Source organism: Pseudomonas sp. Irchel s3b5 (assembly GCF_900187435.1).
Taxonomy (GTDB): Bacteria; Pseudomonadota; Gammaproteobacteria; order Pseudomonadales; family Pseudomonadaceae; genus Aquipseudomonas.
Genome location: NZ_FYDY01000038.1, coordinates 1 through 25,420, shown reverse-complemented (window position 1 = coordinate 25,420; position 25,420 = coordinate 1). Strand labels below are relative to the sequence as shown.

At 58.8% G+C, this 25,420-nt stretch carries 28 protein-coding genes; 13 read left to right on the top strand and 15 right to left on the bottom strand.

The annotated features are described in order from the left end of the window. The first annotated feature begins 126 nt into the window (after positions 1 to 126). Positions 127 to 1,338 carry a pyridoxal phosphate-dependent aminotransferase gene (locus CKW15_RS25450; RefSeq protein WP_008030363.1) on the top strand — a complete coding sequence of 404 codons (1,212 nt, stop codon included), beginning with the start codon at positions 127 to 129 and terminating at the stop codon, positions 1,336 to 1,338. 311 nt (positions 1,339 to 1,649) lie between these two features. Continuing rightward, complete coding sequence (htpX, locus tag CKW15_RS25445; RefSeq protein WP_095061105.1) at positions 1,650 to 2,540, top strand: protease HtpX; 891 nt, start codon at positions 1,650 to 1,652, stop codon at positions 2,538 to 2,540. 182 nt (positions 2,541 to 2,722) lie between these two features. On the opposite strand, the gene CKW15_RS25440 is transcribed toward htpX, so the two are convergent. Beyond that, positions 2,723 to 3,379, bottom strand: a complete 657-nt coding sequence (locus CKW15_RS25440; protein WP_095061107.1) for a thiopurine S-methyltransferase — start codon at positions 3,377 to 3,379, stop codon at positions 2,723 to 2,725. Positions 3,380 to 3,481: 102 nt separating this feature from the next. On the opposite strand from CKW15_RS25440, the gene CKW15_RS25435 reads away from it, so the two are divergent. Beyond that, a complete protein-coding gene (locus tag CKW15_RS25435) occupies positions 3,482 to 4,249 on the top strand; it encodes a class III extradiol ring-cleavage dioxygenase (protein WP_095061109.1) in 768 nt (255 codons plus the stop codon). A 77-nt stretch (positions 4,250 to 4,326) separates the two neighbouring features. Here the strand turns inward: CKW15_RS25435 and CKW15_RS25430 are convergent, their stop codons facing one another. Next, complete coding sequence (locus CKW15_RS25430) at positions 4,327 to 6,000, bottom strand: DEAD/DEAH box helicase (protein WP_095061111.1); 1,674 nt, start codon at positions 5,998 to 6,000, stop codon at positions 4,327 to 4,329. 423 nt (positions 6,001 to 6,423) lie between these two features. Here CKW15_RS25430 and CKW15_RS25420 point away from each other — a divergent pair, with 423 nt between their 5' ends. Then, entirely contained in the window at positions 6,424 to 7,215 is a 792-nt protein-coding gene (locus CKW15_RS25420) for a crotonase/enoyl-CoA hydratase family protein (RefSeq protein WP_095061113.1), read from the top strand. Between the two features lie 55 nt (positions 7,216 to 7,270). On the opposite strand, the gene CKW15_RS25415 is transcribed toward CKW15_RS25420, so the two are convergent. Continuing rightward, complete coding sequence (locus CKW15_RS25415) at positions 7,271 to 8,026, bottom strand: spermidine synthase (RefSeq protein WP_095061115.1); 756 nt, start codon at positions 8,024 to 8,026, stop codon at positions 7,271 to 7,273. A 148-nt stretch (positions 8,027 to 8,174) separates the two neighbouring features. Between CKW15_RS25415 and CKW15_RS25410 the strand changes: the two genes are divergently transcribed. Next, the gene (locus CKW15_RS25410) at positions 8,175 to 9,521 is read left to right on the top strand and encodes a class II 3-deoxy-7-phosphoheptulonate synthase (protein WP_095061118.1); all 1,347 of its coding nucleotides are present in this window, start codon (positions 8,175 to 8,177) and stop codon (positions 9,519 to 9,521) included. A gap of 87 nt (positions 9,522 to 9,608) precedes the next feature. Here CKW15_RS25410 and CKW15_RS25405 read toward each other — a convergent pair whose 3' ends face one another. Further along, complete coding sequence (locus CKW15_RS25405; RefSeq protein WP_095061120.1) at positions 9,609 to 10,838, bottom strand: winged helix-turn-helix domain-containing protein; 1,230 nt, start codon at positions 10,836 to 10,838, stop codon at positions 9,609 to 9,611. 64 nt (positions 10,839 to 10,902) lie between these two features. Further along, positions 10,903 to 11,118 (bottom strand): DUF1127 domain-containing protein, encoded by a 216-nt coding sequence (locus CKW15_RS25400; protein WP_095152881.1) that lies wholly within the window; start codon positions 11,116 to 11,118, stop codon positions 10,903 to 10,905. 95 nt (positions 11,119 to 11,213) lie between these two features. Here CKW15_RS25400 and CKW15_RS25395 point away from each other — a divergent pair, with 95 nt between their 5' ends. Further along, a complete protein-coding gene (locus CKW15_RS25395) occupies positions 11,214 to 12,068 on the top strand; it encodes a LysR substrate-binding domain-containing protein (RefSeq protein ID WP_095061124.1) in 855 nt (284 codons plus the stop codon). Here CKW15_RS25395 and CKW15_RS25390 read toward each other — a convergent pair. Beyond that, positions 12,058 to 12,792, bottom strand: coding sequence for a sulfite exporter TauE/SafE family protein (locus CKW15_RS25390; protein WP_256583276.1), 735 nt, complete (start codon positions 12,790 to 12,792; stop codon positions 12,058 to 12,060). The genes CKW15_RS25395 and CKW15_RS25390 overlap by 11 nt on opposite strands. Before the next feature lie 186 nt (positions 12,793 to 12,978). On the opposite strand from CKW15_RS25390, the gene CKW15_RS25385 reads away from it, so the two are divergent. Then, positions 12,979 to 13,440 carry a MarR family winged helix-turn-helix transcriptional regulator gene (locus tag CKW15_RS25385; RefSeq protein ID WP_095061128.1) on the top strand — a complete coding sequence of 154 codons (462 nt, stop codon included), beginning with the start codon at positions 12,979 to 12,981 and terminating at the stop codon, positions 13,438 to 13,440. Positions 13,441 to 13,734: 294 nt separating this feature from the next. Next, on the top strand, positions 13,735 to 14,154 hold the full coding sequence (locus CKW15_RS25380; RefSeq protein ID WP_095061130.1) for an organic hydroperoxide resistance protein: 420 nt from the start codon (positions 13,735 to 13,737) through the stop codon (positions 14,152 to 14,154). Positions 14,155 to 14,240: 86 nt separating this feature from the next. Here the strand turns inward: CKW15_RS25380 and CKW15_RS25375 are convergent, their stop codons facing one another. Together CKW15_RS25375 and earP are read right to left on the bottom strand one after the other, a co-directional pair. After that, entirely contained in the window at positions 14,241 to 14,810 is a 570-nt protein-coding gene (locus tag CKW15_RS25375) for an elongation factor P (protein ID WP_003404205.1), read from the bottom strand. Between the two features lie 48 nt (positions 14,811 to 14,858). Then, complete coding sequence (gene earP, locus CKW15_RS25370; RefSeq protein WP_095061132.1) at positions 14,859 to 16,001, bottom strand: elongation factor P maturation arginine rhamnosyltransferase EarP; 1,143 nt, start codon at positions 15,999 to 16,001, stop codon at positions 14,859 to 14,861. Between the two features lie 124 nt (positions 16,002 to 16,125). Between earP and CKW15_RS25365 the strand changes: the two genes are divergently transcribed. Both CKW15_RS25365 and CKW15_RS25360 read left to right on the top strand, forming a co-directional pair. Beyond that, entirely contained in the window at positions 16,126 to 16,533 is a 408-nt protein-coding gene (locus CKW15_RS25365) for a hypothetical protein (RefSeq protein WP_095061134.1), read from the top strand. Positions 16,534 to 16,535: 2 nt separating this feature from the next. After that, positions 16,536 to 17,018 carry a GreA/GreB family elongation factor gene (locus CKW15_RS25360; protein WP_095061136.1) on the top strand — a complete coding sequence of 161 codons (483 nt, stop codon included), beginning with the start codon at positions 16,536 to 16,538 and terminating at the stop codon, positions 17,016 to 17,018. Between the two features lie 6 nt (positions 17,019 to 17,024). Here the strand turns inward: CKW15_RS25360 and cysB are convergent, their stop codons facing one another. The 5 genes from cysB to CKW15_RS25335 form a co-directional block, all read right to left on the bottom strand. Further along, positions 17,025 to 17,999: an HTH-type transcriptional regulator CysB gene (gene cysB, locus CKW15_RS25355; RefSeq protein ID WP_053161674.1), complete on the bottom strand. Its 975-nt coding sequence runs from the start codon at positions 17,997 to 17,999 to the stop codon at positions 17,025 to 17,027. Between the two features lie 113 nt (positions 18,000 to 18,112). Then, the gene (locus CKW15_RS25350) at positions 18,113 to 18,616 is read right to left on the bottom strand and encodes a universal stress protein (RefSeq protein WP_095061138.1); all 504 of its coding nucleotides are present in this window, start codon (positions 18,614 to 18,616) and stop codon (positions 18,113 to 18,115) included. Between the two features lie 95 nt (positions 18,617 to 18,711). Beyond that, positions 18,712 to 19,617: a 5'-nucleotidase gene (locus CKW15_RS25345; protein WP_095061140.1), complete on the bottom strand. Its 906-nt coding sequence runs from the start codon at positions 19,615 to 19,617 to the stop codon at positions 18,712 to 18,714. A 25-nt stretch (positions 19,618 to 19,642) separates the two neighbouring features. Next, positions 19,643 to 20,596, bottom strand: a complete 954-nt coding sequence (locus tag CKW15_RS25340; RefSeq protein WP_095061142.1) for a putative 2-dehydropantoate 2-reductase — start codon at positions 20,594 to 20,596, stop codon at positions 19,643 to 19,645. Beyond that, complete coding sequence (locus CKW15_RS25335) at positions 20,593 to 20,979, bottom strand: co-chaperone YbbN (protein WP_095061144.1); 387 nt, start codon at positions 20,977 to 20,979, stop codon at positions 20,593 to 20,595. Before CKW15_RS25335 ends, CKW15_RS25340 begins: the two co-directional genes overlap by 4 nt. Between CKW15_RS25335 and CKW15_RS25330 the strand changes: the two genes are divergently transcribed. Together CKW15_RS25330 and CKW15_RS25325 are read left to right on the top strand one after the other, a co-directional pair. Further along, entirely contained in the window at positions 20,978 to 21,421 is a 444-nt protein-coding gene (locus tag CKW15_RS25330) for a PilZ domain-containing protein (protein ID WP_095061146.1), read from the top strand. The genes CKW15_RS25335 and CKW15_RS25330 overlap by 2 nt on opposite strands. 128 nt (positions 21,422 to 21,549) lie before the next feature. Then, on the top strand, positions 21,550 to 22,626 hold the full coding sequence (locus CKW15_RS25325; protein WP_095061148.1) for a 3-deoxy-7-phosphoheptulonate synthase: 1,077 nt from the start codon (positions 21,550 to 21,552) through the stop codon (positions 22,624 to 22,626). A gap of 72 nt (positions 22,627 to 22,698) precedes the next feature. Here CKW15_RS25325 and CKW15_RS25320 read toward each other — a convergent pair whose 3' ends face one another. Next, complete coding sequence (locus CKW15_RS25320) at positions 22,699 to 22,986, bottom strand: GNAT family N-acetyltransferase (RefSeq protein WP_008057026.1); 288 nt, start codon at positions 22,984 to 22,986, stop codon at positions 22,699 to 22,701. 639 nt (positions 22,987 to 23,625) lie between these two features. Between CKW15_RS25320 and oprI the strand changes: the two genes are divergently transcribed. Beyond that, positions 23,626 to 23,877 carry an outer membrane lipoprotei OprI gene (gene oprI / locus CKW15_RS25315; protein ID WP_095061150.1) on the top strand — a complete coding sequence of 84 codons (252 nt, stop codon included), beginning with the start codon at positions 23,626 to 23,628 and terminating at the stop codon, positions 23,875 to 23,877. Between the two features lie 124 nt (positions 23,878 to 24,001). Here oprI and CKW15_RS25310 read toward each other — a convergent pair whose 3' ends face one another. Then, positions 24,002 to 24,976 (bottom strand): L,D-transpeptidase family protein, encoded by a 975-nt coding sequence (locus CKW15_RS25310; protein ID WP_095061152.1) that lies wholly within the window; start codon positions 24,974 to 24,976, stop codon positions 24,002 to 24,004. Positions 24,977 to 25,420 lie beyond the last annotated feature (444 nt).

Below are 25,420 nucleotides of genomic sequence, written 5' to 3'. Positions count from 1 at the left end.
CCACGCGCATTCAAACGGTTTTATGGGTGCTGCATCTCAAGGCGTCAGGCCTGTGTGAATACGCAGGATTCCCAGTACGGCTGTTCACTCGCCGCCTGGATCGTTCATTTTCGGGAACACATCGCCATGCAGGTCAGCAAATCGAACAAGCTCGCCAACGTCTGCTACGACATTCGCGGCCCAGTGCTCAAGCACGCCAAACGCCTGGAAGAGGAAGGCCATCGCATCCTCAAGCTGAACATCGGCAACCCGGCGCCTTTTGGTTTCGAAGCGCCGGATGAAATCCTCCAGGACGTGATCCGCAATTTGCCGACGGCACAAGGCTACAGCGACTCCAAGGGCCTGTTCAGCGCGCGCAAGGCCGTGATGCAGTACTACCAGCAAAAGCAGGTGGAAGGCGTCGGCATTGAAGACATCTATCTGGGTAACGGCGTTTCCGAACTGATCGTGATGTCGATGCAGGCCCTGCTCAACAACGGCGACGAAGTGCTGGTCCCGGCGCCTGACTATCCGCTGTGGACTGCTGCGGTGAGCCTGTCCGGCGGTAATCCGGTGCATTATCTGTGCGACGAGCAAGCCAACTGGTGGCCGGACCTGGCGGACATCAAGGCCAAGATCACCCCGAACACCAAGGCGCTGGTAATCATCAACCCGAACAACCCGACCGGTGCCGTGTACTCGAAGGAAGTGTTGCTGGGCATGCTGGAGCTGGCCCGCCAGCACAATCTGGTGGTGTTCTCCGACGAGATCTACGACAAGATTCTCTACGACGATGCCGTGCACATCTGCACCGCCTCCCTGGCGCCGGACTTGCTGTGCCTGACCTTCAACGGTCTGTCCAAGTCTTACCGCGTGGCCGGCTTCCGCTCCGGCTGGATCGCCATTTCCGGCCCGAAACACCACGCCCAGAGCTACATCGAAGGCATCGACATGCTGGCCAACATGCGCCTGTGTGCCAACGTACCGAGCCAGCACGCGATCCAGACCGCACTCGGTGGCTATCAGAGCATCAATGACCTGGTGCTGCCGCAGGGCCGCCTGCTGGAGCAACGCAACCGCACCTGGGAGTTGCTCAACGACATTCCGGGCGTGAGCTGCGTCAAGCCGATGGGCGCGCTGTATGCATTCCCGCGCATCGACCCGAAAGTCTGCCCGATCCACAACGACGAGAAATTCGTTCTGGACCTGCTGCTTTCCGAGAAGCTGCTGGTGGTGCAAGGCACTGCGTTCAACTGGCCATGGCCGGACCACTTCCGTGTCGTGACCCTGCCACGGGTGGACGACCTGGACATGGCCATCGGGCGTATCGGCAACTTCCTCAAGTCCTATCGCCAGTAAGCGGTCTGTTCACCGTGTGACACACGTCGCACGGTGATTCATTCAGCAACACTTGCTGACGCGCTGTCATTCACTGCTGCAGCTACCCTCAACCGATAACGTCGTACCTTCCTGTGTCTAACGACTCCGGGGTTCGTGACGTCAATTGACTTACAAACACTTCCGTCTTTCACCTCGGAAATGTCCTGCAAACAGCTAAGCTGTTGTCGTAGGACACAGTTTGAAATAGTCACCCGGTTGAATACCCCGGTGCAGCACCTTATATACCCCGCAGTACGCTACATCTTTAGCTCAAGGAGATTTCTACAACCATGATGCGCATCCTGCTGTTTTTGGCCACTAACCTGGCGGTCGTGCTGATTGCCAGCATCACCCTGAGCCTTTTCGGCTTCAACGGGTTCATGGCGGCCAATGGGGTTGATCTCAACCTCAATCAGCTGCTGATTTTCTGTGCGGTCTTTGGTTTCGCAGGTTCGCTGTTCTCGCTGTTCATCTCCAAGTGGATGGCGAAAATGAGCACCAGCACCCAGATCATCACCCAGCCACGCACTCGTCATGAGCAATGGCTGCTGCAAACCGTCGAGCAACTGTCCCGCGAAGCCGGGATCAAGATGCCCGAAGTCGGTATCTTCCCGGCCTACGAGGCGAACGCCTTCGCCACTGGCTGGAACAAGAACGACGCGTTGGTCGCGGTCAGCCAGGGTTTGCTCGAGCGATTCTCGCCGGACGAAGTGAAAGCCGTTCTGGCTCACGAAATCGGCCACGTTGCCAATGGCGACATGGTCACCCTGGCGCTGATCCAGGGCGTGGTGAACACCTTCGTGATGTTCTTCGCACGGATCATCGGCAACTTCGTCGACAAAGTGATCTTCAAGAACGAAGAAGGCCAGGGCATTGCCTACTACGTGGCGACCATCTTCGCCGAACTGGTTCTGGGCATCCTCGCCAGCTCCATCGTCATGTGGTTCTCGCGCAAGCGTGAGTTCCGCGCCGACGAGGCCGGTGCAAACCTGGCCGGTACTGCCGCGATGATCGGCGCTCTGCAACGCCTGCGTGCGGAACAGGGGCTGCCGGTGCACATGCCGGACACCCTGAATGCCTTTGGCATCAACGGTGGCATCAAGCAAGGCTTTGCCCGCATGTTCATGAGCCACCCGCCGCTGGAAGAGCGTATCGACGCTCTGGCACGTCGTCGGGGCTAACAGTCGTTGTACAAATAGAAAAGGCCCGCAGTGATGCGGGCCTTTTTTTGTTTGCTGATCATTGGGGTGTTTGTGAGGGCCTCATCGCGAGCAAGCTTGCTCCTACATGGGATCCGTGAAAACCGCAGAACCCTTGTGGGAGCAAGCTTGCTCGCGATGAAGCCAGCAAAAACAATACATCTCTACCGACTGGAAACCCGATACACCCGCTCCTCAAGCCGCGTGACACCCGCCTCCAGAAACTTCCCGCTCTCGCTCAACACATCCTGATCTTCCAGAATCTTCAGCGCCCACAAGTCCCCGAACAACCGCTGCACCTCATCATCGAGTACGGCGAACGGCGGGCCGGGCATTTGCGTCTGGTCATAGTCCAGGGTAATCACCAGGCCATGGGACTCCTTCGGCAGTATCCGCTTCAAATGAACGGCATAGCGCTCTCGCATTTCTGTCGGCATCGCGATCAATGCGGCGCGGTCATACAGCGCCGTGCAATCGGCAACATCGCCGGCCGTCAGCTCGAAGAAATCACCGCACCACAGCTCGATGGAGCCTGCCCGATAAACCTTGAACGGACCCTGCTCGCTGACGGCCGGATCAAAGCCATGTTCGCTGAAAAATTCCTCAATGGCCTTTTCCGACAGTTCGACCCCCAGGACCTCATGACCTTGGTGGGCGAGCCACAGCAAATCCAGGCTCTTCCCACATAACGGCACCAACACGCGTGCGCCTTCTTCAAGGCTTAACGCTGGCCAGAACCGCTTCAGATGAGGGTTCACCTGCGGCAGATGAAAGCCGATCTGGTTCGATGCCCACTTCTTGTGCCAAAACTCCGGCTGCATAAATAACCCCGAAAATTCGATCAAAACACCCTAAAACTTATATTAGATTTAGATCAATGACTGATTGAAGATGGTGACATCTTAACTCTCAGGAGCGCTTTCATGTTCCCCAGCCTTTACATATCCCATGGCTCCCCCATGCTGGCCCTCGAACCAGGCGCCAGCGGACCGGCCCTCGCGCGTCTTGCCGCCGAGATGCCGAAACCCAAGGCCATCGTGATTGTTTCTGCGCACTGGGAAAGCCATGAGCTGCTGGTCAGCGCAAATCCGCAGCCTGAAACCTGGCATGACTTCGGCGGTTTCCCAAAAGCCTTGTTCGACGTGCAGTACCCGGCACAGGGGGACCCGTCGTTGGCCGCAGAGGTTGTGGAGCTGTTGAAGTCCAATGACCTTGCCGCACGCCTCGACAGCCAGCGACCGTTCGACCATGGCGTCTGGGTCCCCTTGTCGTTGATGTATCCGCAGGCGGATATCCCGATTGTTCAGGTTTCCCTGCCCACCCGTGGCGGCCCTGCCCTGCAAACCCGCGTCGGGCATGCCTTGGCCAGTCTTCGCGAACATGGCGTGCTTTTGATCGGCTCGGGCAGCATTACCCACAATCTGCGGGAGCTGGACTGGCACGCCGGCCCGGAAAGCGTCGAGCCCTGGGCACAATCCTTCCGCGACTGGATGATCGAAAAACTGGCGGCGGACGATGAAGCCGTGTTGCATGACTATCGTGCGCAAGCGCCAAACGCCGTGCGCAACCATCCGAGTGATGAGCATTTGTTGCCGCTGTACTTTGCTCGCGCCGCCGGTGGCGATTTCAGCATTGCGCATCAAGGGTTCACCCTGGGAGCGCTGGGCATGGACATCTATCGCTTCGGCTAGTGATCTTTTTCCAGGCAAAAAAAATCCCCGAACCAGTCGGGGATTTTTTATGTTCGATCAATCAGCCCGAGAGCGGATCAATCTTCGCGGTAGCGACGCAGCTTCAACTGCTTACCGGCAACGCGAGTGTCCTTCAGCTTGGTCAGCAACTTCTCCAGACCATCTTCCGGCAGCTCGACGAGGCTGAAGCTGTCACGCACCTGGATGCGACCGATCGCTTCACGTGCCAGACCACCTTCGTTGAGGATGGCGCCCAGCAGGTTCTTGGCAGCGATACCGTCACGCGCACCCAGCGCGGTACGGCAACGTGCACGACCTTCACCCAGTGGCATCGGAGCGCGACGCTCGCGGTCACCACGCTCAGGACGATCACCGGAACGCTCTGGACGATCGCCACGCGGTGCGTTGTTCGGCACCAGTGGACGCTCTTTCTCGATAGCGGCCAGGTTCAGCGCTTGACCGTTGGTAGCCTTGCGCAGCAGGGCTGCGGCCAGGGCACGTGGGCTGCAACCGATGTCGGCGGTCAGGCGATCAAGCAGATCACCGTGGGTCGATTCGGCTTCAGCCACCAGCGGCGACAGGCTGTTGGTCAGTTTCTTGATGCGCGCATCCAGAACGGCTTGAGCGTCCGGCAGGCGAACTTCAGCAACCTTCTGACCGGTTACACGCTCGATCACTTGCAGCATGCGGCGCTCACGTGGAGTCACCAGCAGCAGTGCACGACCTTCGCGACCGGCACGGCCGGTACGACCGATACGGTGAACGTAGGACTCTGGGTCGTACGGCATGTCAACGTTGAACACGTGAGTGATGCGCGGAACGTCCAGACCACGAGCGGCAACGTCGGTCGCCACAACGATGTCCAGACGGCCATCCTTGAGGGAGTCGATCACGCGCTCACGCTGGTTCTGGGCGATGTCACCGTTCAGCGCAGCGGCTTTGTAGCCTTTGGCTTCCAGGGCGCTGGCCAGATCCAGGGTCGCTTGCTTGGTGCGCACGAACATGATCAGGGCGTCGAAATCTTCCACTTCCAGCAAGCTGAGAACGGCCGAAGTCTTCTGGTCAGCGTGAACCAACAGGTGAGCCTGTTCGATCGCGGTAACGGTCTGGGTCTTGGTCTGGATTTTCACGTGTTGCGGATCGCGCAGGTGGCGTTCGGCAATGGCACGGATCGACTGCGGCAAGGTGGCCGAGAACAATACGGTCTGACGGGTTGCAGGCAGCGCCTTGAAGATGACTTCCAGGTCGTCCATGAAGCCCAGCTTGAGCATTTCGTCGGCTTCGTCGAGAACCAGGTGGTTCACGGTCGCCAGTACTTTTTCGTCGCGACGCAGGTGGTCGCACAGACGGCCCGGAGTGGCGACAACGATCTGTGCGCCATTACGGATTGCTTTCAATTGTGGGCCCATCGGCGCGCCGCCGTAGACAGCCACAACAGTTACGCCCGGCATTTGCTTGGCATAAGTTTCGAAAGCGGTTGCAACTTGTAGCGCCAACTCACGAGTTGGGGCCAGGATCAGGGCTTGCGGCTCGCGCTTTGCAGGATCGATGCGATGCAGGATCGGCAGGGCGAACGCAGCGGTTTTACCCGTACCGGTTTGCGCCTGACCAATCATGTCGTGACCGGCCATGATGATCGGGATCGATTGCTGCTGAATAGCCGAAGGCTCTTCGTAGCCGGTCGCGATGACGGCTGCAAGAATATTCGGATTAAGATTAAAAGCGGCGAAGCCGCCGGTTTCCTGGGTCATGGGTCTGCCTCTAAGTGCATCCGCAAAGACCCATGCTCCAAAGCTGCGCGTGCCGTGTTGAGACTCAAGAGTCGCCCTGGCAGCTTTGTCGGCGGGGATTTGCGAAAACGAATGAATGAAAAGAATCGTCAAGGAAGAGTCCGCGGGGCGGACGTGCAGCCGAAGCTGGCTTCGGGGAATTGCGCTACCTAAACGCGGCCCGGTTAAAGGCCGGCGCGCACTATACCGGAATTAGCCCGAAAAGGGAGCTTTTTTTATCAGAAATGCGCCGAATACACCTTTGTGTCACCGGCTTTGCGGATTATCGCTCGACCGTCTACTTTTCAAAGGGCCCGGCCTTGCGGGTGATGGCGCTAAAACGGTTCACCCCATGCCGTGCAGACCGCCGGTCTGACACGCCTTTCCCGCCCCGAGGACCGCTCCATGAATCAGCCTTGCTCCAGTCGAGTCAGCCGTGAACGGCGCGGTCATGTATTCCTGATCGGCCTGGACAGGGTGACCAAGCGCAACGCCTTTGATCTCGACCTGCTCAATGAACTGAGCCTGGCCTACGGCGAGTTTGAAGCCGACACTGAAGCGCGGGTGGCCGTGGTGTTCGGCCATGGGGAGCACTTTACTGCCGGGCTCGATCTGGTGGATGCCAGTGTGACACTGGCCGAAGGCTGGCAGGTACCGCCCGGCGGTTGTGATCCGTGGGGCGTGTTCGCGGGTCCGCGGGTCAATAAACCGGTGATTGTTGCAGCACAAGGCTACTGCCTGACCATCGGCATCGAATTGATGCTGGCGGCCGACATCAACCTGTGCGCCAGCAACACCCGGTTCGCACAGATGGAAGTGCAGCGCGGCATTTTCCCGTTCGGCGGCGCCACCCTGCGACTGCATCAAGTCGCTGGCTGGGGCAATGCGATGCGTTGGCTGCTGACCGGCGATGAGTTCGATGCCCACGATGCGCTGCACCTGGGCTTGGTGCAGGAAGTCATGGCCAGTGAAGATCTGCTGCCCCGGGCGATTGAACTGGCCGAGCGCATTGCCCGGCAGGCACCGCTTGGCGTTCAGGCCACGCTGATGTCGGCACGGCAGGCGCGCTATGAAGGTGAAACCGCTGCGGCGCAGGGGTTGCCGCCGCTGGTGAAGAAATTGATGGCCAGCGAGGATGCCCGGGAGGGTGTGCGATCAATGGTTGAGCGGCGGCCCGGAGTCTTCAAAGGTCACTGACACACCCTTTGTGGCGAGGGGGCAAGCCCCCTCGCCACAGCAATTTTTCTAACTTTCAAGTGGCCGGGCGAATGCTCTTGATCAACGACTGCAACGAATACCCCAACCGCGGCGCCAGCGCTTCGGCACGAGCCGTCAGGCCTTGCATGTCCAACTCCTGATCCAGTTCGGACGGTACGATCAGAATTACATTGCCCTCCTTCACCGGCAGCTCCCAATAGTGGCGGTGATACAACCCGCGCAGCAATGCGGCGCCCAACGGTTTGCCATCGTCGGTGGCCCACTGGTTGATCACCAGCCAGCCACCGGGATTCAGGCGTTTCTGGCAGTTTTCCAGAAAGCTCCAGGCCAAATGCCCGACACCAGGACCGACGTCGGTGTAGAGGTCGACAAAAATCAGGTCCGCCGGCTCTGCGGTATCGAGCAATTCCAGCGCATCGCCCACCCGGATATACAGGCGCGGATCGTCATCCAGCCCCAAGTACTCGATAGCCAAACGCGGGACGTCGGGGCGCAACTCGATGGCCTCGACATCTTCCAGCGGCAGGAACTTGAGGCAGGCCTGGGTCAGCGTACCCGCACCAAGACCGAGGAACAGCGCGCTTTCCGGTTGCTCATGGCACAGCGCACCAATCAGCATCGCCCGGGTGTAGTCGTATTCGAGCCAGCTCGGATCGGCCGTAAACACACAGCTTTGCTCGATGGCATCACCGAATTCGAGAAAACGGTAATCAGCCACCTCCAGCACGCGAATCACACCAAACTCGTCCTGCACCTCGGCGAGCAAATGCTCGACGCGCTCCTCAGTCATTTCGTCTCCTGATCGTCACCGGACCCGGTAACGCGATGCGCCGCAACATGAAGCGGCAAAGGCGCGATTGTCCGCGAAGCGACGGGAACAGGTCACGCACTAATTGCTGATAACATGGACGTCCGAGCGTAAAACACTAGAGATGATGATGAGCCAACCCTGGAGTCCTGACAGCTGGCGCGCCCTGCCGATCCAGCAACAACCTCAATATCCCGACGCTGCGCATTTGCAGCAGGTCGAGCAAACGCTGGCCAGCTATCCGCCGCTGGTGTTTGCCGGTGAAGCCCGGGAATTGCGTCGTCAGTTTGCCGAGGTGACTCAGGGTCGCGCGTTCCTGTTGCAGGGCGGTGATTGCGCCGAGAGTTTCGCCGAATTCTCCGCGGCGAAGATCCGCGACACCTTCAAGGTGTTGCTGCAAATGGCGATTGTCATGACGTTTGCGGCCGGTTGTCCGGTGGTCAAGGTTGGGCGAATGGCGGGGCAGTTCGCCAAGCCGCGTTCGGCCAACGACGAAACCATCGATGGCGTGACCCTGCCCGCCTACCGTGGCGATATCGTCAACGGCATCGGTTTCGACGAGAAAAGCCGCGTGCCGGACCCGGAGCGCCTGCTTCAGTCGTATCATCAATCCACCGCCACCCTGAACCTGTTGCGCGCCTTCGCCCAGGGCGGGTTTGCCGACCTGCATCAGGTGCACAAGTGGAACCTGGACTTCATTGCCAACTCGGCCCTGGCGGAAAAGTACAGCCATCTGGCCGACCGCATCGATGAAACCCTGGCATTCATGCGCGCTTGTGGCATGGACACTTCGCCACAACTGCGCGAAACCAGTTTCTTTACCGCCCACGAAGCGCTGCTGCTGAACTACGAAGAAGCCTTCGTGCGTCGCGACAGCCTGACCAACGATTATTACGACTGCTCGGCGCACATGCTGTGGATCGGCGACCGCACCCGTCAGCTCGACGGCGCCCACGTCGAATTCCTGCGCGGGGTGAACAATCCGATCGGGGTCAAAGTCGGCCCGAGCATGAACCCGGACGACCTGATTCGTCTGATCGACGTGCTCAACCCGGACAACGACCCGGGCCGCCTGAACCTGATTGCGCGGATGGGCGCGAACAAGGTCGGCGATCACTTGCCACAGCTGATCCGTGCGGTACAGCGCGAAGGCAAGCAAGTGCTGTGGAGTTCGGACCCGATGCACGGCAACACCATCAAGGCCAGCAGCGGCTACAAGACCCGCGATTTCGCGCAGATCCTGGGTGAAGTGAAGCAGTTCTTCCAGGTCCACGAAGCGGAAGGCACCTATGCCGGCGGTATCCACATCGAGATGACCGGGCAAAACGTCACCGAGTGCATTGGCGGTGCGCGACCGATTACCGAAGATGGGTTGTCGGATCGCTACCACACCCATTGCGACCCGCGGATGAATGCCGATCAGTCGCTGGAACTGGCGTTTTTGATTGCCGAAACCTTGAAGCAGGTTCGACGCTAAATCGCGTCGCACTTATCGCCGGCAAGCCAGCTCCTACAGGAATGTGCAACCCCTTGTAGGAGCTGGCTTGCCAGCGATGGCGTCAACTCAGTCACCATCAACCTGTGCCAATGCAACCCGTAACCTGTCCGCACTCGCCCGCGGGCAATTCAACTGAACCTGCGCCAACCCCAGCCAATCCGCCATCTGCCGCAGATTGACCGCCAGCGCCAGCATCCCCTCGTCATCCAGCCCCGACGTTTCCTCATGCACCGCGTGCACCGCCAATCGCCCCGCCGCCCTCTCCGCACGCAGATCAACCCGTGCAGCAATCCGTTCGTTGTGCAAAAACGGCAAGACGTAATAGCCGTAGACCCGCTTGTCCTGCGGCGTGTAAATCTCCAGCCGATAGCGAAAGTCGAACAGACGCTCCGTCCGGCTGCGCTCCCAGATCAGCGAATCGAAAGGTGACAGCAATGCACTGGCCTCGACCTTGCGCGGCACCTTGGGCTCGGGCAGGCAATAGGCCGGTTGCTTCCAGCCCTGAACTTCACAGGTGAGCAACTCGCCCGCCTCGACCAACTCCGCCAGACGCGGACGACTGTCCGCGGGATTGAGTCGAAAGTAGTCGCGCAGGTCCTTTTCCGTGCCGACGCCCAACGCGGTCGCTGCATGCAGCAACAGTCCACGCTGCGCTTCGGCTTCATTCAGAGGCGGTTGCGCAAGGATCGCCGAAGGAATCACCCGCTCCGGCAAATCATAAAGTCGTTCGAATCCGCGACGCCCGGCCACAGTTACCTCGCCAGCGGCGAACAACCATTCCAGTGCATGCTTTTCCGCGCTCCAGTCCCACCATGGTCCGGCCCGCTCCTGACGGGTCGACAGGCTGCCAGCCCCCAGCGCGCCCTGCTCCTCGACCGAAGCCAGCACCCGACGAATCGTGTCTTGCTGTTCATGACCAAAGCGCGCCAATTGCTGATAAATGTCTTCGCCACGGCTCGCGCGCTGCATGCGCCAGCGCATCAACGGGTACATCGACAGAGGCAGCAACGAAGCTTCATGCCCCCAATACTCGAACAACGTACGACGGCGACCCTGACTCCAGGCAGCCTGATCGAGCAAATCGGATGAGTAATTGCCGAGGCGGGAAAACAGCGGAAGGTAGTGCGAACGCACCAACGCATTGACTGAATCGATCTGCAAGATGCCCAGCCGTTCGATCAGGCGATTGAGCGCAACAGCCTTGATCGTCGCTGGCGACTGGCGCCCGTTGAACCCTTGGGCGGCCAGCGCCAGACGCCGAGCCTGTTTGAGGGTAAAGGACAATGTTGCGGGCATGGGCATCTCCTTGTCTGCTCGCAACCTACCTCACCGGTAAGGGGTTTGTGTAGCGTGGCTCCCATCATTTATGCATCGGGTCATTCCAGAACGGCTTGATCGACTCGCTCTCCACATCCGCACGACTCATGCCGATGTCCTTGAGTGCCTCGTCGCTCAGGCTCGCCAGCAATTCGCGCTCGCGATGCAGTTCGTACCAGCGGCTGACCTTGTGCAGTAGATCGGAGATCAGGTGAACCGAATGGTGTTCCGTGCCTTGAAACTCATGTTGACCTTTCATCTTGTTGCCCTCCGTTTGGATGGCTCCAGTCTCGCGCCGGGTCTAAGATCAATCCAACGAATGTTTCTGATGTCACATATCTCGGAGATTGATGAATGTCGGCCTACCCGAGTATCGATACCGACGTATTGCGCACCTTCGTCGCGATTGCCGACCAGGGTGGTTTTACCCGTGCCGGTGAACTGGTCAATCGCACCCAGTCGGCGGTGAGCATGCAGATGAAGCGGCTGGAAGAGGATGTGCTGCAACGCCAGTTGTTCCAGCGTGACGGGCGGCAAGTGCGCCTGACCGCCGAAGGTCAGGTGCTGCTCGGTTATGCGCGGCGCATCCTCAAGCTGCACAGCGAGGTGTTCAATACGCTGCGCGAGCCGGACATGGTCGGCATGGTGCGCATCGGTACGCCGGACGATTATGTGATGCGTTTCCTGCCGGGGATTTTGCGGCAGTTTGCCCAGTCCTATCCGCTGATCCAGATCGAAGTGCACTGCGAATCCTCGAAACAACTGCTGATGCGGCAGGACCTCGACCTGTCCATCGTTACCCGCGAGCCGGGCAATGAAATCGGTCAGTTGTTGCGCAAGGAGCGTTTTGTCTGGGCCGAGGCGCAGTGCTACAGCGCCCACGAACAGACGCCGTTGCCTCTGGCGATGTTCAACAGCGATTGTTTCTGCCGCTTGTGGGCCTGCAATGCACTCGATGCCCAGGGTCGCGATTACCGCGTGGCGTACAACAGCGACAGCCTGTCGGCGATCATGGCAGTAGTCAGTGCTGGCCTCGCAGTCACAGCGCAACTGGAAAGCCTGATCACCCCGGACATGCGCATTCTCGGTAAAGCCGAGGATCTGCCGATATTGCCAGAAGCCAGCATCATGCTGGTGCGCAACCTGCACCACCCGTCACCGATTACCGAGTGCCTGGCCGAGCACATCATCGAAGGCTTCAAACTTTAAACGCGAGCATCACCGCGCAAAACACCAGGAAGCCACAGAACAGCCCGCGCAGCAGTCGCTCCGGCAGCGCGTGGGCGATTTTCACGCCCCAACTGATGCTCATCAGGCCTCCAATCGCCAAGGGCACGCCAATCAGCCAGTCGACCTGGTGGTGCACGGCGTACGTCACCAGCGTGACGCCCGTGCTGGGCAGCGCCAATGCCAGCGACAGCCCCTGCGCCACCACCTGACTGGTGCCGAACACACCGGTCAGTACCGGCGTCGCCACCACCGCCCCGCCCACACCAAACAATCCGCCCATCACACCGGATGCAGCGCCCAGCACACCCAGCCATGGCCACGAATAGTTCATCTGCGAAGCGCCGGGCGCACTGGCGGTGAACATTCGCAGCAGGTTGTAGACCGATAGCGCCACCAGGAACGCAACGAAACCGATCCGCATGGTTTGCGCATCGATGCCCACCGCCCAGATCGACCCCAGCCAGGCAAAGCAGAATCCCATGCTCGCCAACGGCAAAGCGTGGCGCAGTTCAATGCGGTTGCGCTGGTGATAGCGCCACAACGCGAGCATCACGTTCGGCACCACCATCACCAGCGCTGTGCCTTGGGCGATCTGCTGATCGAGGCCGAACAGTACGCCCAGCAGCGGTATGGCGATCAACCCGCCGCCAATGCCGAACAATCCACCCAGCGTGCCCAGGGCTGCGCCAAAAACCAGATACATCAAAAACTCAATCACAGGCGATTTTCCCTTTGCATCACGCCGTTCATCCTACGCAGTTGATTCTGCTGCGCAAACATCAAGTAACACCTCGGCTTTGCGGGACTCGCATCAACGCTGGGCCAGAATTATCTGGCGCATTAAAGATTTGGCCGCTAGATTCCAAGGATCACTGAACAAGGCTTTGACATGACCACCGAGCGCATCACACCGGATAACTGCGACCACCTGTTGCTGGACAACCAGGTCTGCTTCGCCCTGCATTCCACGTCGCTGATGATGACCAAGGTCTATAAACCGCTGCTGCAAGCACTGGGCCTGACCTATCCGCAGTACTTGGCAATGATGGTGCTGTGGGAACGGGACGGTTTGACCGTGAGCGAAATCAGCTCGCGCCTGCTGACCGATCCAGGCTCACTCACGCCACTGCTCAAACGCCTGGAAGCTGAAGGCTTGCTCAGCCGCACACGCAGCCGGGAAGATGAACGGGTGGTGATTGTTGAACTCACGGAAAAAGGTCGTGCGTTGCGGGACAAGGCTCGTGATATTCCCCAATGCATCCTCGGCGCCAGTGGCCTGACCCTGGAGCGATTGCAGCAGCTGCAAGCCGAGCTGCAAGAGCTGCGCAGCCACCTGCAAGACAGCCTGTAATCTTCCAGCCAACAAAAATCCCCTGTAGGAGCGAGCTTGCTCGCGATAGCGGTATTTCAGTCAATATCATTGCTGAATGAGCGGACGCTGTCGCGAGCAAGCTCACTCCTACATTTGTAGAGTCACGTCTCCCCCGAACAATCTCATCTACTCCCCCAGCCGTTCGTCCGTCTCTCTCTAAATCTTTGAATATTTATCTTGCGCACAAAACATTAGCAAGATACATTTATTTCGCACTTACTTAGCGCGCAAACATTTAGCGCAAACAACCCAAACCAAAACGAGGCTTCCACCATGCAAACTCTCTACACCGCCATCGCAACTTCCACCGGTGGCCGCGACGGTCGTGCGGTTTCCAGCGACAACATCCTCGACGTCAAACTCGCCACGCCGAAAGAGCTCGGTGGTGCCGGTGGCGCTGCCACCAACCCTGAGCAACTGTTCGCTGCCGGTTACTCCGCCTGCTTCATCGGCGCGTTGAAGTTTGTCGCCAGCCAGACCAAACGCACTATCCCCAACGACGCTTCGATTACCGCCCATGTCGGCATCGGTCAGATCCCTGGCGGTTTCGGCCTGGACATTGACCTGCACATCAGCCTGCCGGGCCTTGAACAAGCCGATGCACAAGCACTGGTCGATGCGGCTCATCAGGTTTGCCCGTACTCCAACGCCACCCGGGGCAACGTCGATGTGCGCCTGCACGTCACCGTCTGATCCCGCAGGTTTTATCGCTGGTGCTGAAATTCAGGCACAAAAAAGCCCGACTCAAAGGTCGGGCTTTTTCATTCCTGAAGCGGTGCTTATTTAGCACGGCCTTTGTAGGAACCGCCTTCGCGGGTATCGATCTCGATCATGTCGCCGATTTCGATGAAGTCAGCAACCGACAGCTCGGTACCGTTCTTCAGTTTGGCAGGCTTCATTACCTTGCCGGAAGTGTCGCCGCGAGCGGAACCTTCGGTGTAGTCAACCTGACGCACGATGGTGGTCGGCAGTTCTACGGAAACCAGACGGTCTTCGAAGAAGACGGCTTCGCAAACGTCGGTCATGCCTTCTTCAACGAATGGCAGAACGCTTTCGATGTCTTCGGCGTTCAGCTCATACATGGTGTAGTCGGAGGTGTCCATGAACGTGTAGGTGTCGCCGCTGATGAAGGACAGGGTCGCTTCTTTGCGGTCGAGGATCACGTCGTCCAGTTTGTCGTCGGCGCTGTAAACGATCTCGGTCTTGTAACCGGTCAGCAGGTTTTTCAGCTTGGTCTTCATGATCGCGCTGTTACGACCCGACTTGGTGAATTCAGCTTTCTGAACCAGCCAAGGATCGTTTTCGAGACGGATCACGGTACCGGGTTTCAGTTCTTTACCAGTTTTCATTGCGAATATCCGAATTTGGATGGGATTTACAAAAATCTAGGCCGCATATCATATCCAATTTCCATAAAACTGTACCAGCGCCGTGGCAAGATCGGCCTGCAAGGCCTGTTCCAGACACCACGTCTCGGCGTGTTTTTCCAGCTCTGGCCAGTGTTTACGTGTGGATTGCCAGTGGTCGGTCATTTTCTCACCGGCGTTCCACGCCCGCCAGAGACCGCTGATCGCCTCCCGTGCCGGCGCCGACAAGCCCTTCGTGTACAGTTCAAGAAAGGCTTCGAGCTTATCCAGGTGAATGTCTTCCTCCTGCTGATAGATATGCCACAGCAGCGGGCGCCCTGCCCATTGGGCGCGGACAAAGGAATCTTCGCCGCGCACGGCATTGAAATCGCAACTCCAGAGCAACCGGTCATATTGGTCCTGCCGGACGAAGCGCAGCACCTGCACGGTCACGGCATCACGCACATGCAGGTCACCCGCCGCCAGCTCATCGACTCCGAGCCAGCGCGCGACATCGCCGAGTATTCGTCCCTCGGGCACCAACAGATGTGTGTGCGTCGAATCGGCGGCCATTGAATCGAGCCAACTGGCCAGCCCGGTATTTTCGTAAGCAAACAATGAGATCAACTGCGCGCCAGGTGCGCGATCGATCCCCAATCCCTGCAGGAATTCTCGCTGGGCTTCGGGGCTTTGCTGAAACTGCCGACGTTGCTCAAGCAAATCGCGCTCACGCAACAACCCACCCGTCCCCTTCTGGAAGCCCGGGAAGAAAAAGAATTTCTGCACGTGCCTGAACTTCACCGATGGCAAACCATGGCAGCCAATCACCCAATCCTCGGCGCTCAGGTAATCGAGGTTCATCCACAACGGCGGTTTTTCCCGCTCGGCCATGGCTTCCATGTAAGCACTGGGCAACTGACAAGCGAAGGCGGCGATCACCACGTCTGCGGCTTCGGTCGGCTGCCACGCGGCCGGCCACTGACGGACCTCGACATGTTCCTGCCACTGCTGCACGGCGTGGATGTCGATCGCCGGGCACAGACGCTCGAACGCACGCAGATCATCGACCCATAAACGCACCGCCAAACCGTGTTCGGCCACCAGTTGACGGGCCAGCCGCCAGGTCACGCCGATGTCGCCAAAGTTGTCGACCACGGTACAAAAAATATCCCAGCGGGTTTTCATTTCAGGCATTCCAGGTTCCCGTTGGCAAAGGTGCCGATTGTCCGCATAAATTACCCCGCGCAGAAGAGCCGACGGCGATTAATCTTCATGCGACAATCGCCATTCGCCCGCGACTATTCGCCAGGAGGCCGCCATGCCCTATCGTCCCACTCCGCGCCGATCCTTCCCGATTCGACTCAGTGCTTTGTACCTGACCGGCAGTATCGCGCTCGGCATGTGGCTGGGGTTCATTGCCATTGCGCTGACCTGTTGGCTCGCTTCGCGTCTGTTCAGCGAGCAATTGGCACCGGTCGCAGCCGCAGTGGAGCATTTGGCCAACCCACCGGCAGCCACGCAACCGGGCCCGGACATCGCGCCCCAGAGCCCTCTGTTCGAGCAATACGAAGAGAACCTGCGCAAGAACGAACAAGCGCAACGGCTCGATCAGGCACGCAGCAGCAGTCGCAACCTGGCCAATCCGACCTGTCAGTTCTGGCTGCAACAGGATCGAACCATCCCCAGCGAAAAAAGCCGCGCCAACGTCCTGCAATTCTGCGATTGATCATGAATAAACACACGGTTCACCAACTGATTCTCGACAAGCTGCGCATCGATCTCGACATCGCCGAACGTGCCGCGCAAACCGCTTACGAAACCGCGACCCACGAAGAAAACATCGCCGAGAACAAGTACGACACACTGGGGCTGGAGGCGTCCTATCTGGCTGCCGGACAGGCCAAGCGTGTGGAGGAAATTCGCCACTCGCTGACGCTTTGCCAGAACCTGAACTTGCGTGCGTATGACGAGCAGCGCGGTATCGAGGTCGGCGCCCTGCTCGGTCTGGAAGACGAAAAAGGTCGCGAGCAATGGCTGTTTCTGGCGCCGGATGCGGCGGGCCTGAAAGTTGATCTGGTGGGACAGTTGATTACCGTCATCACCCCGCGCTCGCCGTTGGGCAAAAGCCTGTTGGGCAAATTCGAGGGCGATGAGGTGGAGATTCTGGTGGCGGGCGCTCGGCAACAGTTTGCTGTCACCGAGGTCGTCTGACCGGCATTAGTGAACGGGCAGTTCAACACCGTCGAACAGTTCTTCGAGTTCCTGCTTGTTGTGGCAAGCAATGGCTTTGGCCATGACTTCGCGCGTCAGGTGTGGGGCGAACTTCTCGATGAAGTCGCACATGAACCCACGCAGGAAAGTGCCGCGACGGAAACCGATCTTGGTCACGCTGGATTCGAACAGTTCGCTGGCATCGAGCACCACCAGGTCGCTGTCGAGTTTGGTATCGACGGCCATTTTCGCCACGATGCCTACGCCCAGACCGAGGCGAACATAAGTTTTGATGACGTCAGCGTCGGCGGCGGTGAACACCACTTTCGGCGTCAGGCCACGGTGACTGAAGGCTTCGTCGAGTTTTGAACGACCGGTAAAACCGAACACGTAAGTCACGATCGGGTATTCAGCCAACGCTTCGAGGGTCAACTTCGACAGTTTGGTCAGCGGATGCCCTTGTGGCACGACCACGCAACGGTTCCAGCGATAGCACGGCATCATCACCAGATCACCGAACAGCTCAAGCGCTTCGGTGGCGATGGCGAAATCCACGGTGCCGTCAGCGGCCATTTCGGCGATCTGCATCGGCGAACCCTGGTGCATGTGCAAAGCCACATCCGGGTATTGCTTGATGAAATTGCTGATCACCGGCGGCAATGCATAACGCGCCTGGGTGTGGGTGGTGGCGATCGACAGGGTGCCTTTCTTCTCGTTGGAGAATTCCTGGGCGATCTGCTTGATGCTTTCAACCTTGCGCAGAATCTCGCCAGCGGTGGTGATGATGCGCTCGCCGGCAGGGGTGACGCGGGTCAGGTGTTTGCCGCTGCGGGCGAAGACCTCAACGCCCAGCTCGTCTTCCAACAGGCGGATCTGTTTACTGATGCCGGGTTGAGAGGTGTACAGGCTTTGGGCCGTAGCGGAAACGTTGAGGTCGTGGTGCGCCACTTCCCAGATGTAGCGCAATTGTTGGAGCTTCATATGAATCCCTCAAAGCAGGTAGACGCCACGGGCATCAGCGACGATATATAACTATATTAATGGCTCGAAGAATAAATCTAGAACTTTTTTATCAAATTGCCATTATTCGTGTTCTAGCGATCCTCCTGGCGACGACGTTGCACCAGTGGCACCAGATAAACGGGCACTTTGGCCAGTTGCAGCACGCGCGCAGCGGTCCGCCCCAAGGGTGTTTCCGCTCCCGCACCATGGCTGTGACTGCCTAAGATCAACAAATCCACAGAGAGTTTCTGCGCCTGGTCCAGAATCACCTGCGACGGATCGCCCTGCAGCACCCGCACTGCCTGGATCCGCTCCAGGTCATGTTCGTTCTCCTCGCCCAACTCTTCGCGAAAACTGTCCAGCACCCGCTGTTCAATATTGGCAATCACCGTGTTCAGCCCCTGGCTGTGAAACTCGTTCAGCGCTTGCTCGTCGAGGTAACTTTGCAGCACCGATTCGGCAAACAGCCCCATGGGTTCAACGGCGTGCACCACGTACAAGTCGGCATTGAAGGTTCGGGCCAACTCCAGGGCATGCTGCATCACCACGGGGGCGTACAGACCGAGGTCAGTGGCATACAGCATCGAACGAATCATATGACCTCCTCGAATGCCAACATGGCGGAGATTTGATTCAGCTTAGCAGTGCCTTGCCGACCGCGGCGCCCGGCGTAACGCGTTGAACGGCAGGCTTAAACCTTTTGCTCGTTGCTTATACCGTGGGGCACGTGGCCGGTGGCGACGACTTCACGGGCCAACTCGCAATGCCCGGCCTGATCGTCGAAAAATACGTCGGCGGCGAAGGCTTCGAGAAACGCCGATTTGGTCAGGCCACCGAGGAACAGCGACTCGTCCAGGCGAATGTCCCACTCGCGCAAGGTGCGAATCACCCGCTCATGGGCCGGTGCCGAGCGCGCCGTCACCAGCGCAGTGCGGATCGGGCAGGCGTCATCCGGGAACTCGCGCTGCAACAGATTGAGGGCGGCGAGGAAGCCTTTGAACGGCCCGCCGCGCAACGGCTCGCGGGCGGATTCACGCTCACTGGCCTGGAACGCCTCCAGACCTCCAGACTGGTAGATACGCTCCGACTCATCGGAAAACAGCACCGCGTCACCGTCGAAAGCGATGCGCAATTCGTCACTGGCCGCACGACTGGCACCGCCCGACAAAATGGTCGCCGCCGCGAAACCTTCGTCCAGCGCACTGCGCACGTCTTCGGCATGGGTCGAGAGAAACAGATCGCAGCCAAAGGCCTTGAGATACGGATACGGACTGCGACCACCGACAAATGCCGCGCGGGAAATCGCCAGCCCGTAGTGATCGATCGAGTTGAACACCCGCAATCCGGTGTCGGCGCTGTTGCGCGACACCAGGATCACTTCGACCCGGGCGCGGCCCAGGTGAGTGTTGAGGTTCAGAAGTTTTTGCACCAACGGGAAGGCATCGCCGGGTTCGAGGATTTCGTCCTCGTGCTCGATCTGATACTGCCGGTAGGCTTCAACACCACTCGACAGGTAAACCTTGTGGCTTTCGCTCAGGTCGAACAGCGCCCGCGAAGAAATCGCCAGCACCAGCTTGTCGTCGATAGTCTTTGCCATGCCCTTCCCCCTCAGGTCGATCGACTCAAGTATTTCGTCGATCAATAAAACTCAAGCTGCGATACAAGGCTTCGATACGAGGCATCTCACATCCGGCCGCCTTGGCTGCCGCCAGTGGCCGGGCATAAATCGCCTCCAGCTCAAGCGGTCGCTTGTGCAGGAAATCGTGGTACATGCTCGGCCAGTAGTCGGGCATTTTTTCGGTCACCATGAACAGATGTTCGGCATAACCCGCCGGCACGTCGTGACCACAAGCGGTTGCGCCCCGAACCACTTCGGCCATCAGCGCCTTGATCAGTTCGCGACTGTCGCTGTCGGCCATCAGCGGCGTGGTGCTGGCCCCGAGCAACACCGAGAGCCCGTTGTACGGAATATTCCAGACCAGTTTTTGCCAGCGCGCCTGATGCAGGTTCGCCATGGCCTGGGAATCGATGCCGGCGGCGAGGAACAGCCCGACACCTTCCTCGACAATGACCCTGCGCGCCGATTCATCAGCGGGACCGCTGTGGTAGCCAACATGCACCGCGCCGAGCGCCTGATGGATGATCACACCCGGCCCCTCGCGATGGACGCAGATATAGCAAAGCCCGCCGAGCACATGCAGCGAATCCGGGAGCAACTCGCGCAGGCTGTCTTCAACATCCAGGCCATTTTGCAGCAGCAGCACCTTGGCACCCGGTGCGGCGGCCTGGAGGATGGCCGGTGCCAGATCGGCATTGCTGGTGGTTTTCGCGCCGACCAGCAACCAGTCGCAGGGCGGCATGTCTTCGGCGCACGAATACGCTTGCACCGGGTTCAACGTCAGCGCGCCATAGGGCGCGCTATCGACTCGCAGACCGCGCTCGGTCACTGCGGAAAATTCGCTTCGCAGCAAGAAATGTACATCGAAGCCGGCACGCGCCAGCATCACTCCATAGAAACCGCCGATTGCGCCGGTCCCGATAATGCCGATTCTCGGCTTGGCCACTGCCCCGCTCATGGCAACTCCTCTGCTGTACGACTCAGCGCCTGCGCCACGGCAGCATTAAGCTCCGAGCGGGTCAGACGCGATGTCAATGGTCCATGGAATTCACCGTCGCGCACGACAAACAGCGCCGGCAAATGAAAAACCGAATATCGCTCGACCACCCCGCCGTTGGTCCCGGCATCGATCCAGCACAGTCGATCGACGGCCAGATCAAGTCCAGGCAACTGCTCACGGGCAAACCGGCAACTGGCACAGCCAACGCTGGTGAAAATAACCAGCGACACACCACTCATCGCCAGCAGCCGTTGGTCGGCGTCGAAATCGGTGAGGTCCAATTCGACCACTATACTGGGTGGAACAATGTCAGATGGCCGACACATGGAGTCTGTGTTCATGGGACGTTTTATTCCTCACCCTGACGATGTGCCCGTCGAATTAACGTTGCTCAAACCCGAGTGTATTTCGCGGCAACAACTGCACACTACCAGTCTGGGGGGCATGGCTTGCAATTACCATCGGGCCTGGCGCTATGGTACGGCGGTTGAAGTGCGCATGCCGACCCTGAACCCCGACATGCGTTTTCTGGGCTACGTCGCCTGGTGCCTGCGGCGCAAACGCGGGTATCTGGTGGGCATTGCCTTCGTCGACGAGCAGACACTGTTCAGCGCCCGGATGGGCGAGCAGGTCTGCCAGATCGATCGCTACTGCCGCCTGCATGACGCCCACGACGATTTGCAGGATATTCAGGCCCTGGCCCTGGAATGGGTCCAGGAGCATGCCAACGAGTTCTCTCATGAGTCGGTGCGCAAGGCGTTTGCGCAGCCTGTGCTGGATTAAAGCGGTGTCTGCCCATTGTCGAGGCACGGTGTAACGCGCTAAGGTTCGGGTCCCCGACGCGCTTAATTTGCTGTGCTCCGCCGCGCGGGTTCGCTGGCGGCCGGCACCCGTGACCTGACGAGTAAACGATGGCTGATTTACCGATCAACGACCTTAACGTCGCCTCCAACGAGACGCTGATCACTCCCGATCAGCTCAAGCGCGATATTCCCCTGAGCGATGCTGCCCTGCGCACCGTCACCAAGGGCCGCGAAGTCATTCGCAACATTCTGGATGGCACCGACCATCGCCTGTTCGTCGTCATCGGGCCTTGCTCGATCCACGACATCAAGGCTGCCCACGAATACGCCGACCGCTTGAAAGCCCTCGCGGCCGAAGTGTCCGATACCCTGTATCTGGTCATGCGCGTGTATTTCGAGAAGCCGCGTACCACCGTCGGCTGGAAAGGCTTGATCAACGACCCGTACCTGGACGACTCGTTCAAGATTCAGGACGGTCTGCACATCGGTCGCCAGTTGCTGCTGGACCTGGCTGAAAAAGGCCTGCCGACCGCCACCGAAGCCCTCGACCCGATCTCCCCGCAATACTTGCAGGACCTGATCAGTTGGTCGGCCATCGGCGCGCGCACCACCGAATCCCAGACCCACCGTGAAATGGCTTCCGGCCTGTCCTCGGCAGTCGGCTTCAAGAACGGCACCGACGGTGGCCTGACAGTGGCGATCAACGCCCTGCAATCGGTTTCCAGCCCGCACCGCTTCCTGGGCATCAACCAGGAAGGTGGCGTGTCCATCGTGACCACCAAGGGCAATGCCTACGGCCACGTGGTACTGCGCGGTGGCAACGGCAAGCCGAACTACGACTCGGTCAGCGTCGCACTCTGCGAACAAGCGCTGAACAAAGCGAAGATCAAGCCGAACATCATGGTCGACTGCAGCCACGCCAACTCCAACAAGGACCCGGCCCTGCAACCGCTGGTGATGGAGAACGTCGCCAACCAGATCCTCGAAGGCAACCAGTCGATCATCGGCCTGATGGTCGAGAGCCACCTGAACTGGGGCTGCCAGGCGATCCCGAAAGACCTCGCCGACCTGCAATACGGCGTGTCGATCACCGACGCCTGCATTGACTGGACCGCGACTGAAAACACCTTGCGCAGCATGCACGCCAAGCTCAAGGATGTGTTGCCCAAACGCGATCGCAGCTGATCGCTGTTTGCAGCAGACAAAAAAACGCCGGGCTGAACCCGGCGTTTTTTTATGCGTTCGTTTTGTTGACGGTCACTGACTCAGCTTGGCCGCGTGGCGCTGGTGACGCTCCATGTAGCGCTCGACATAGGAGCACGAAGGGATGACGGTGTAGCCCATCTCCTCGGCGTACTCCAGCGCCTTCTCGGTCAACGCGGCTGCAATACCGCGTCCGCGCAATGCGTTGGGCACGAAGGTGCGATAGATGTCCAGGGTCTGTTTCCCCAGATCCATATAGGTCAGATACGCACGATGACCGTCCACATTGGTCTCGAACTGATGACCAGCCTGGTCATGGTGGATGGACAACGCCTCGCTCATCACTACTCCTCGCGGGTCTGAAATTCTGACCCCTACCTTACCGATGTTTTTCCGGCGAAGGAACATCTACGCCACCCCGTGCCTGAATGGACACCGAGAAGAACTGCACCGATCTCGCGCTACCGAGCACGTACAAATAGTAGGCACCATTGCCCGAAATGCTCAAGGTACGCTCGTCATTACGCGGATTGCCAGGGTGCGGCTCCGGGTCACGCAGGAAAGGCCCGCCCCAGGATTTCCAAGGTCGAAGGCCTGAACATTGCCGGATGTTGAGACTTAAGACGAGCGCCGGTTGTTAAAGTCACCTGAACATGGAGAAAGATATGAGAAGCGCCGCACAGATCCCGCGCGAAAGTGTAGACGAATCCATATAGGCAGACTTTAGCCAAGACTGAAAAAAAGAGCGTGGGAATGAGGAACTTTTACCCGGCAGCTCGCTCAGGGTCGGGGCTTGTAGCTGAGTGTTTTTTAAACAACGCAGTTAAAAGTTGCTCGAAAAAGAATCAACGCCTACAATTTTTTAGGCTTCTTGCTTCACGTCAGTTTTACTTAGTACAAGTAATGGGTAGTATGTACGCCGGCTCTTTCCTCACTCTGAGGAGACAGCTACTTAATAGAAAGTCCTTGAAGGGGAACACGATGAACAACGTTCTGAAATTCTCTGCTCTGGCTCTGGCCGCAGTTCTGGCTACCGGTTGCAGCAGCACATCGAAAGAAACCGAAGCACGTCTGACCGCTACTGAAGACGCAGCTGCTCGCTCCCAGGCTCGTGCAGACGAAGCTTACCGTAAAGCTGATGAAGCTCTGGCTGCTGCTCAAAAAGCACAACAGACTGCTGACGAAGCTAACGAGCGTGCTCTGCGCATGCTGGAAAAAGCTAGCCGTAAGTAATAATCCCTCGGGATTGTTATCAAGCCGACCCATTTTTTGGGTCGGCTTTTTTATTGCCCGCCGTTTACCGCAGGCAATAAAAAACCCGCTGACGCGGTCTGCGTCAGCGGGTTTCTTTCAAGCCTTACTGCAGCGGATCGAGGGGTGCGCTCGACATCATCGGAGCAGCCGTGTTGTTCGGCACGCCGATTTCCACCGGCAGGCCGTCTTCGGCAGCCACAACATCACGCACCACATCCCAGTTCATGCGCAGGTTGTTGGTGATGTCTTCACGCTTGAGCATCGCGTTGATGACAGCGGTGTGCTTGTCGACCACCGACGGGTTGCCCTTGTCGTCCAGCGGCGTGTGCGCTTCCAGATAAACCTTGCCACCGCTCACGCCGAACTTGTACGAGTCGTTGATGATCCGCACCGACGTACCGACCGGCACCATGCCCGCCATTTGCAGCACATTGTTGTTGAACATGCGGAAGCAGCCATGACTGGTACGCATGCCGATGCCGAACTTCTTGTTGGAACCGTGAATCAGGTAGCCCGGGGTCCCCAGAGTGAACTTGAACGGTCCCAGCGGGTTGTCTGGACCTGCCGGCACTACGTTCGGCAGCGGGTCACCGTCGGCAGCGTGCTCGGCCTTGATTGACGCCGGAGGCGTCCAGGTCGGGTTCGGCGTCTTAGCGGTGATGCTGGTGTGAGCAATCGGCGACCCCCAGCCTTCACGACCGATACCCAGCGGGAACGTGTACACCACGTTCTTGCCTTTCGGGAAGTAGTAGAGGCGGTATTCGGCGAGGTTGATCACGATGCCTTCACGGGGGCCCGGCGGCAGGATGAAACGCGTCGGCAGAATGATTTCGGTGCCAGCACCGGGCAGCCATGGGTCGACACCCGGGTTGGCCGCGACCATTTCCGTGTAGCCCAGGTCGTAGGTGGTACCAAGGTCAGCGAAGGTATCTTCGTATTTGGCCTTGACCACTTGCACCTGGCCGACGATGTCTTCACCAGGCGGTGGTAGAGGCAGCTCCAAGGCTGCGACAGGACCGGCCACAAACAGGGCGGCAAGGGTCAGGCAGCGGGTGACGGCAGGAAAGCGCGGCAACATCCGGAAAATCCTTCGCATTGATCAACAGAGGGTATAAGAGCGCGATTGTACACCGCTGTCTGTTTTTCGGGGAGATCGCCCGATTTCAGGTGATGGTTCCGCCCTTACGAGGGGGCGAGTGCGTCCGAGCCTACCGACCGGCCAGGTTCCGATGCGTGCGTATTTCCCTGTAGGAGCTGTCGAGTGCAACGAGGCTGCGATCTTTTGACCCTGCTTTTTACAGGCAAGATCAAAAGATCGCAGCCTTCGGCAGCTCCTACGGAGTGATACATCCGCGAATTCAGGTCGGCTGTCAGGCCGCCATCGCTGGCAAGCCAGCTCCTATGTATGGACTCGCCCCCACTGTCTACCTGCTTTTTAAACACTGCTACCCGGTTGCATCTATGTATAAGGCCTATTCGAGGAAGCCATCTTTGGCTTCTGGCCAACATTGGTTGAGCTCAC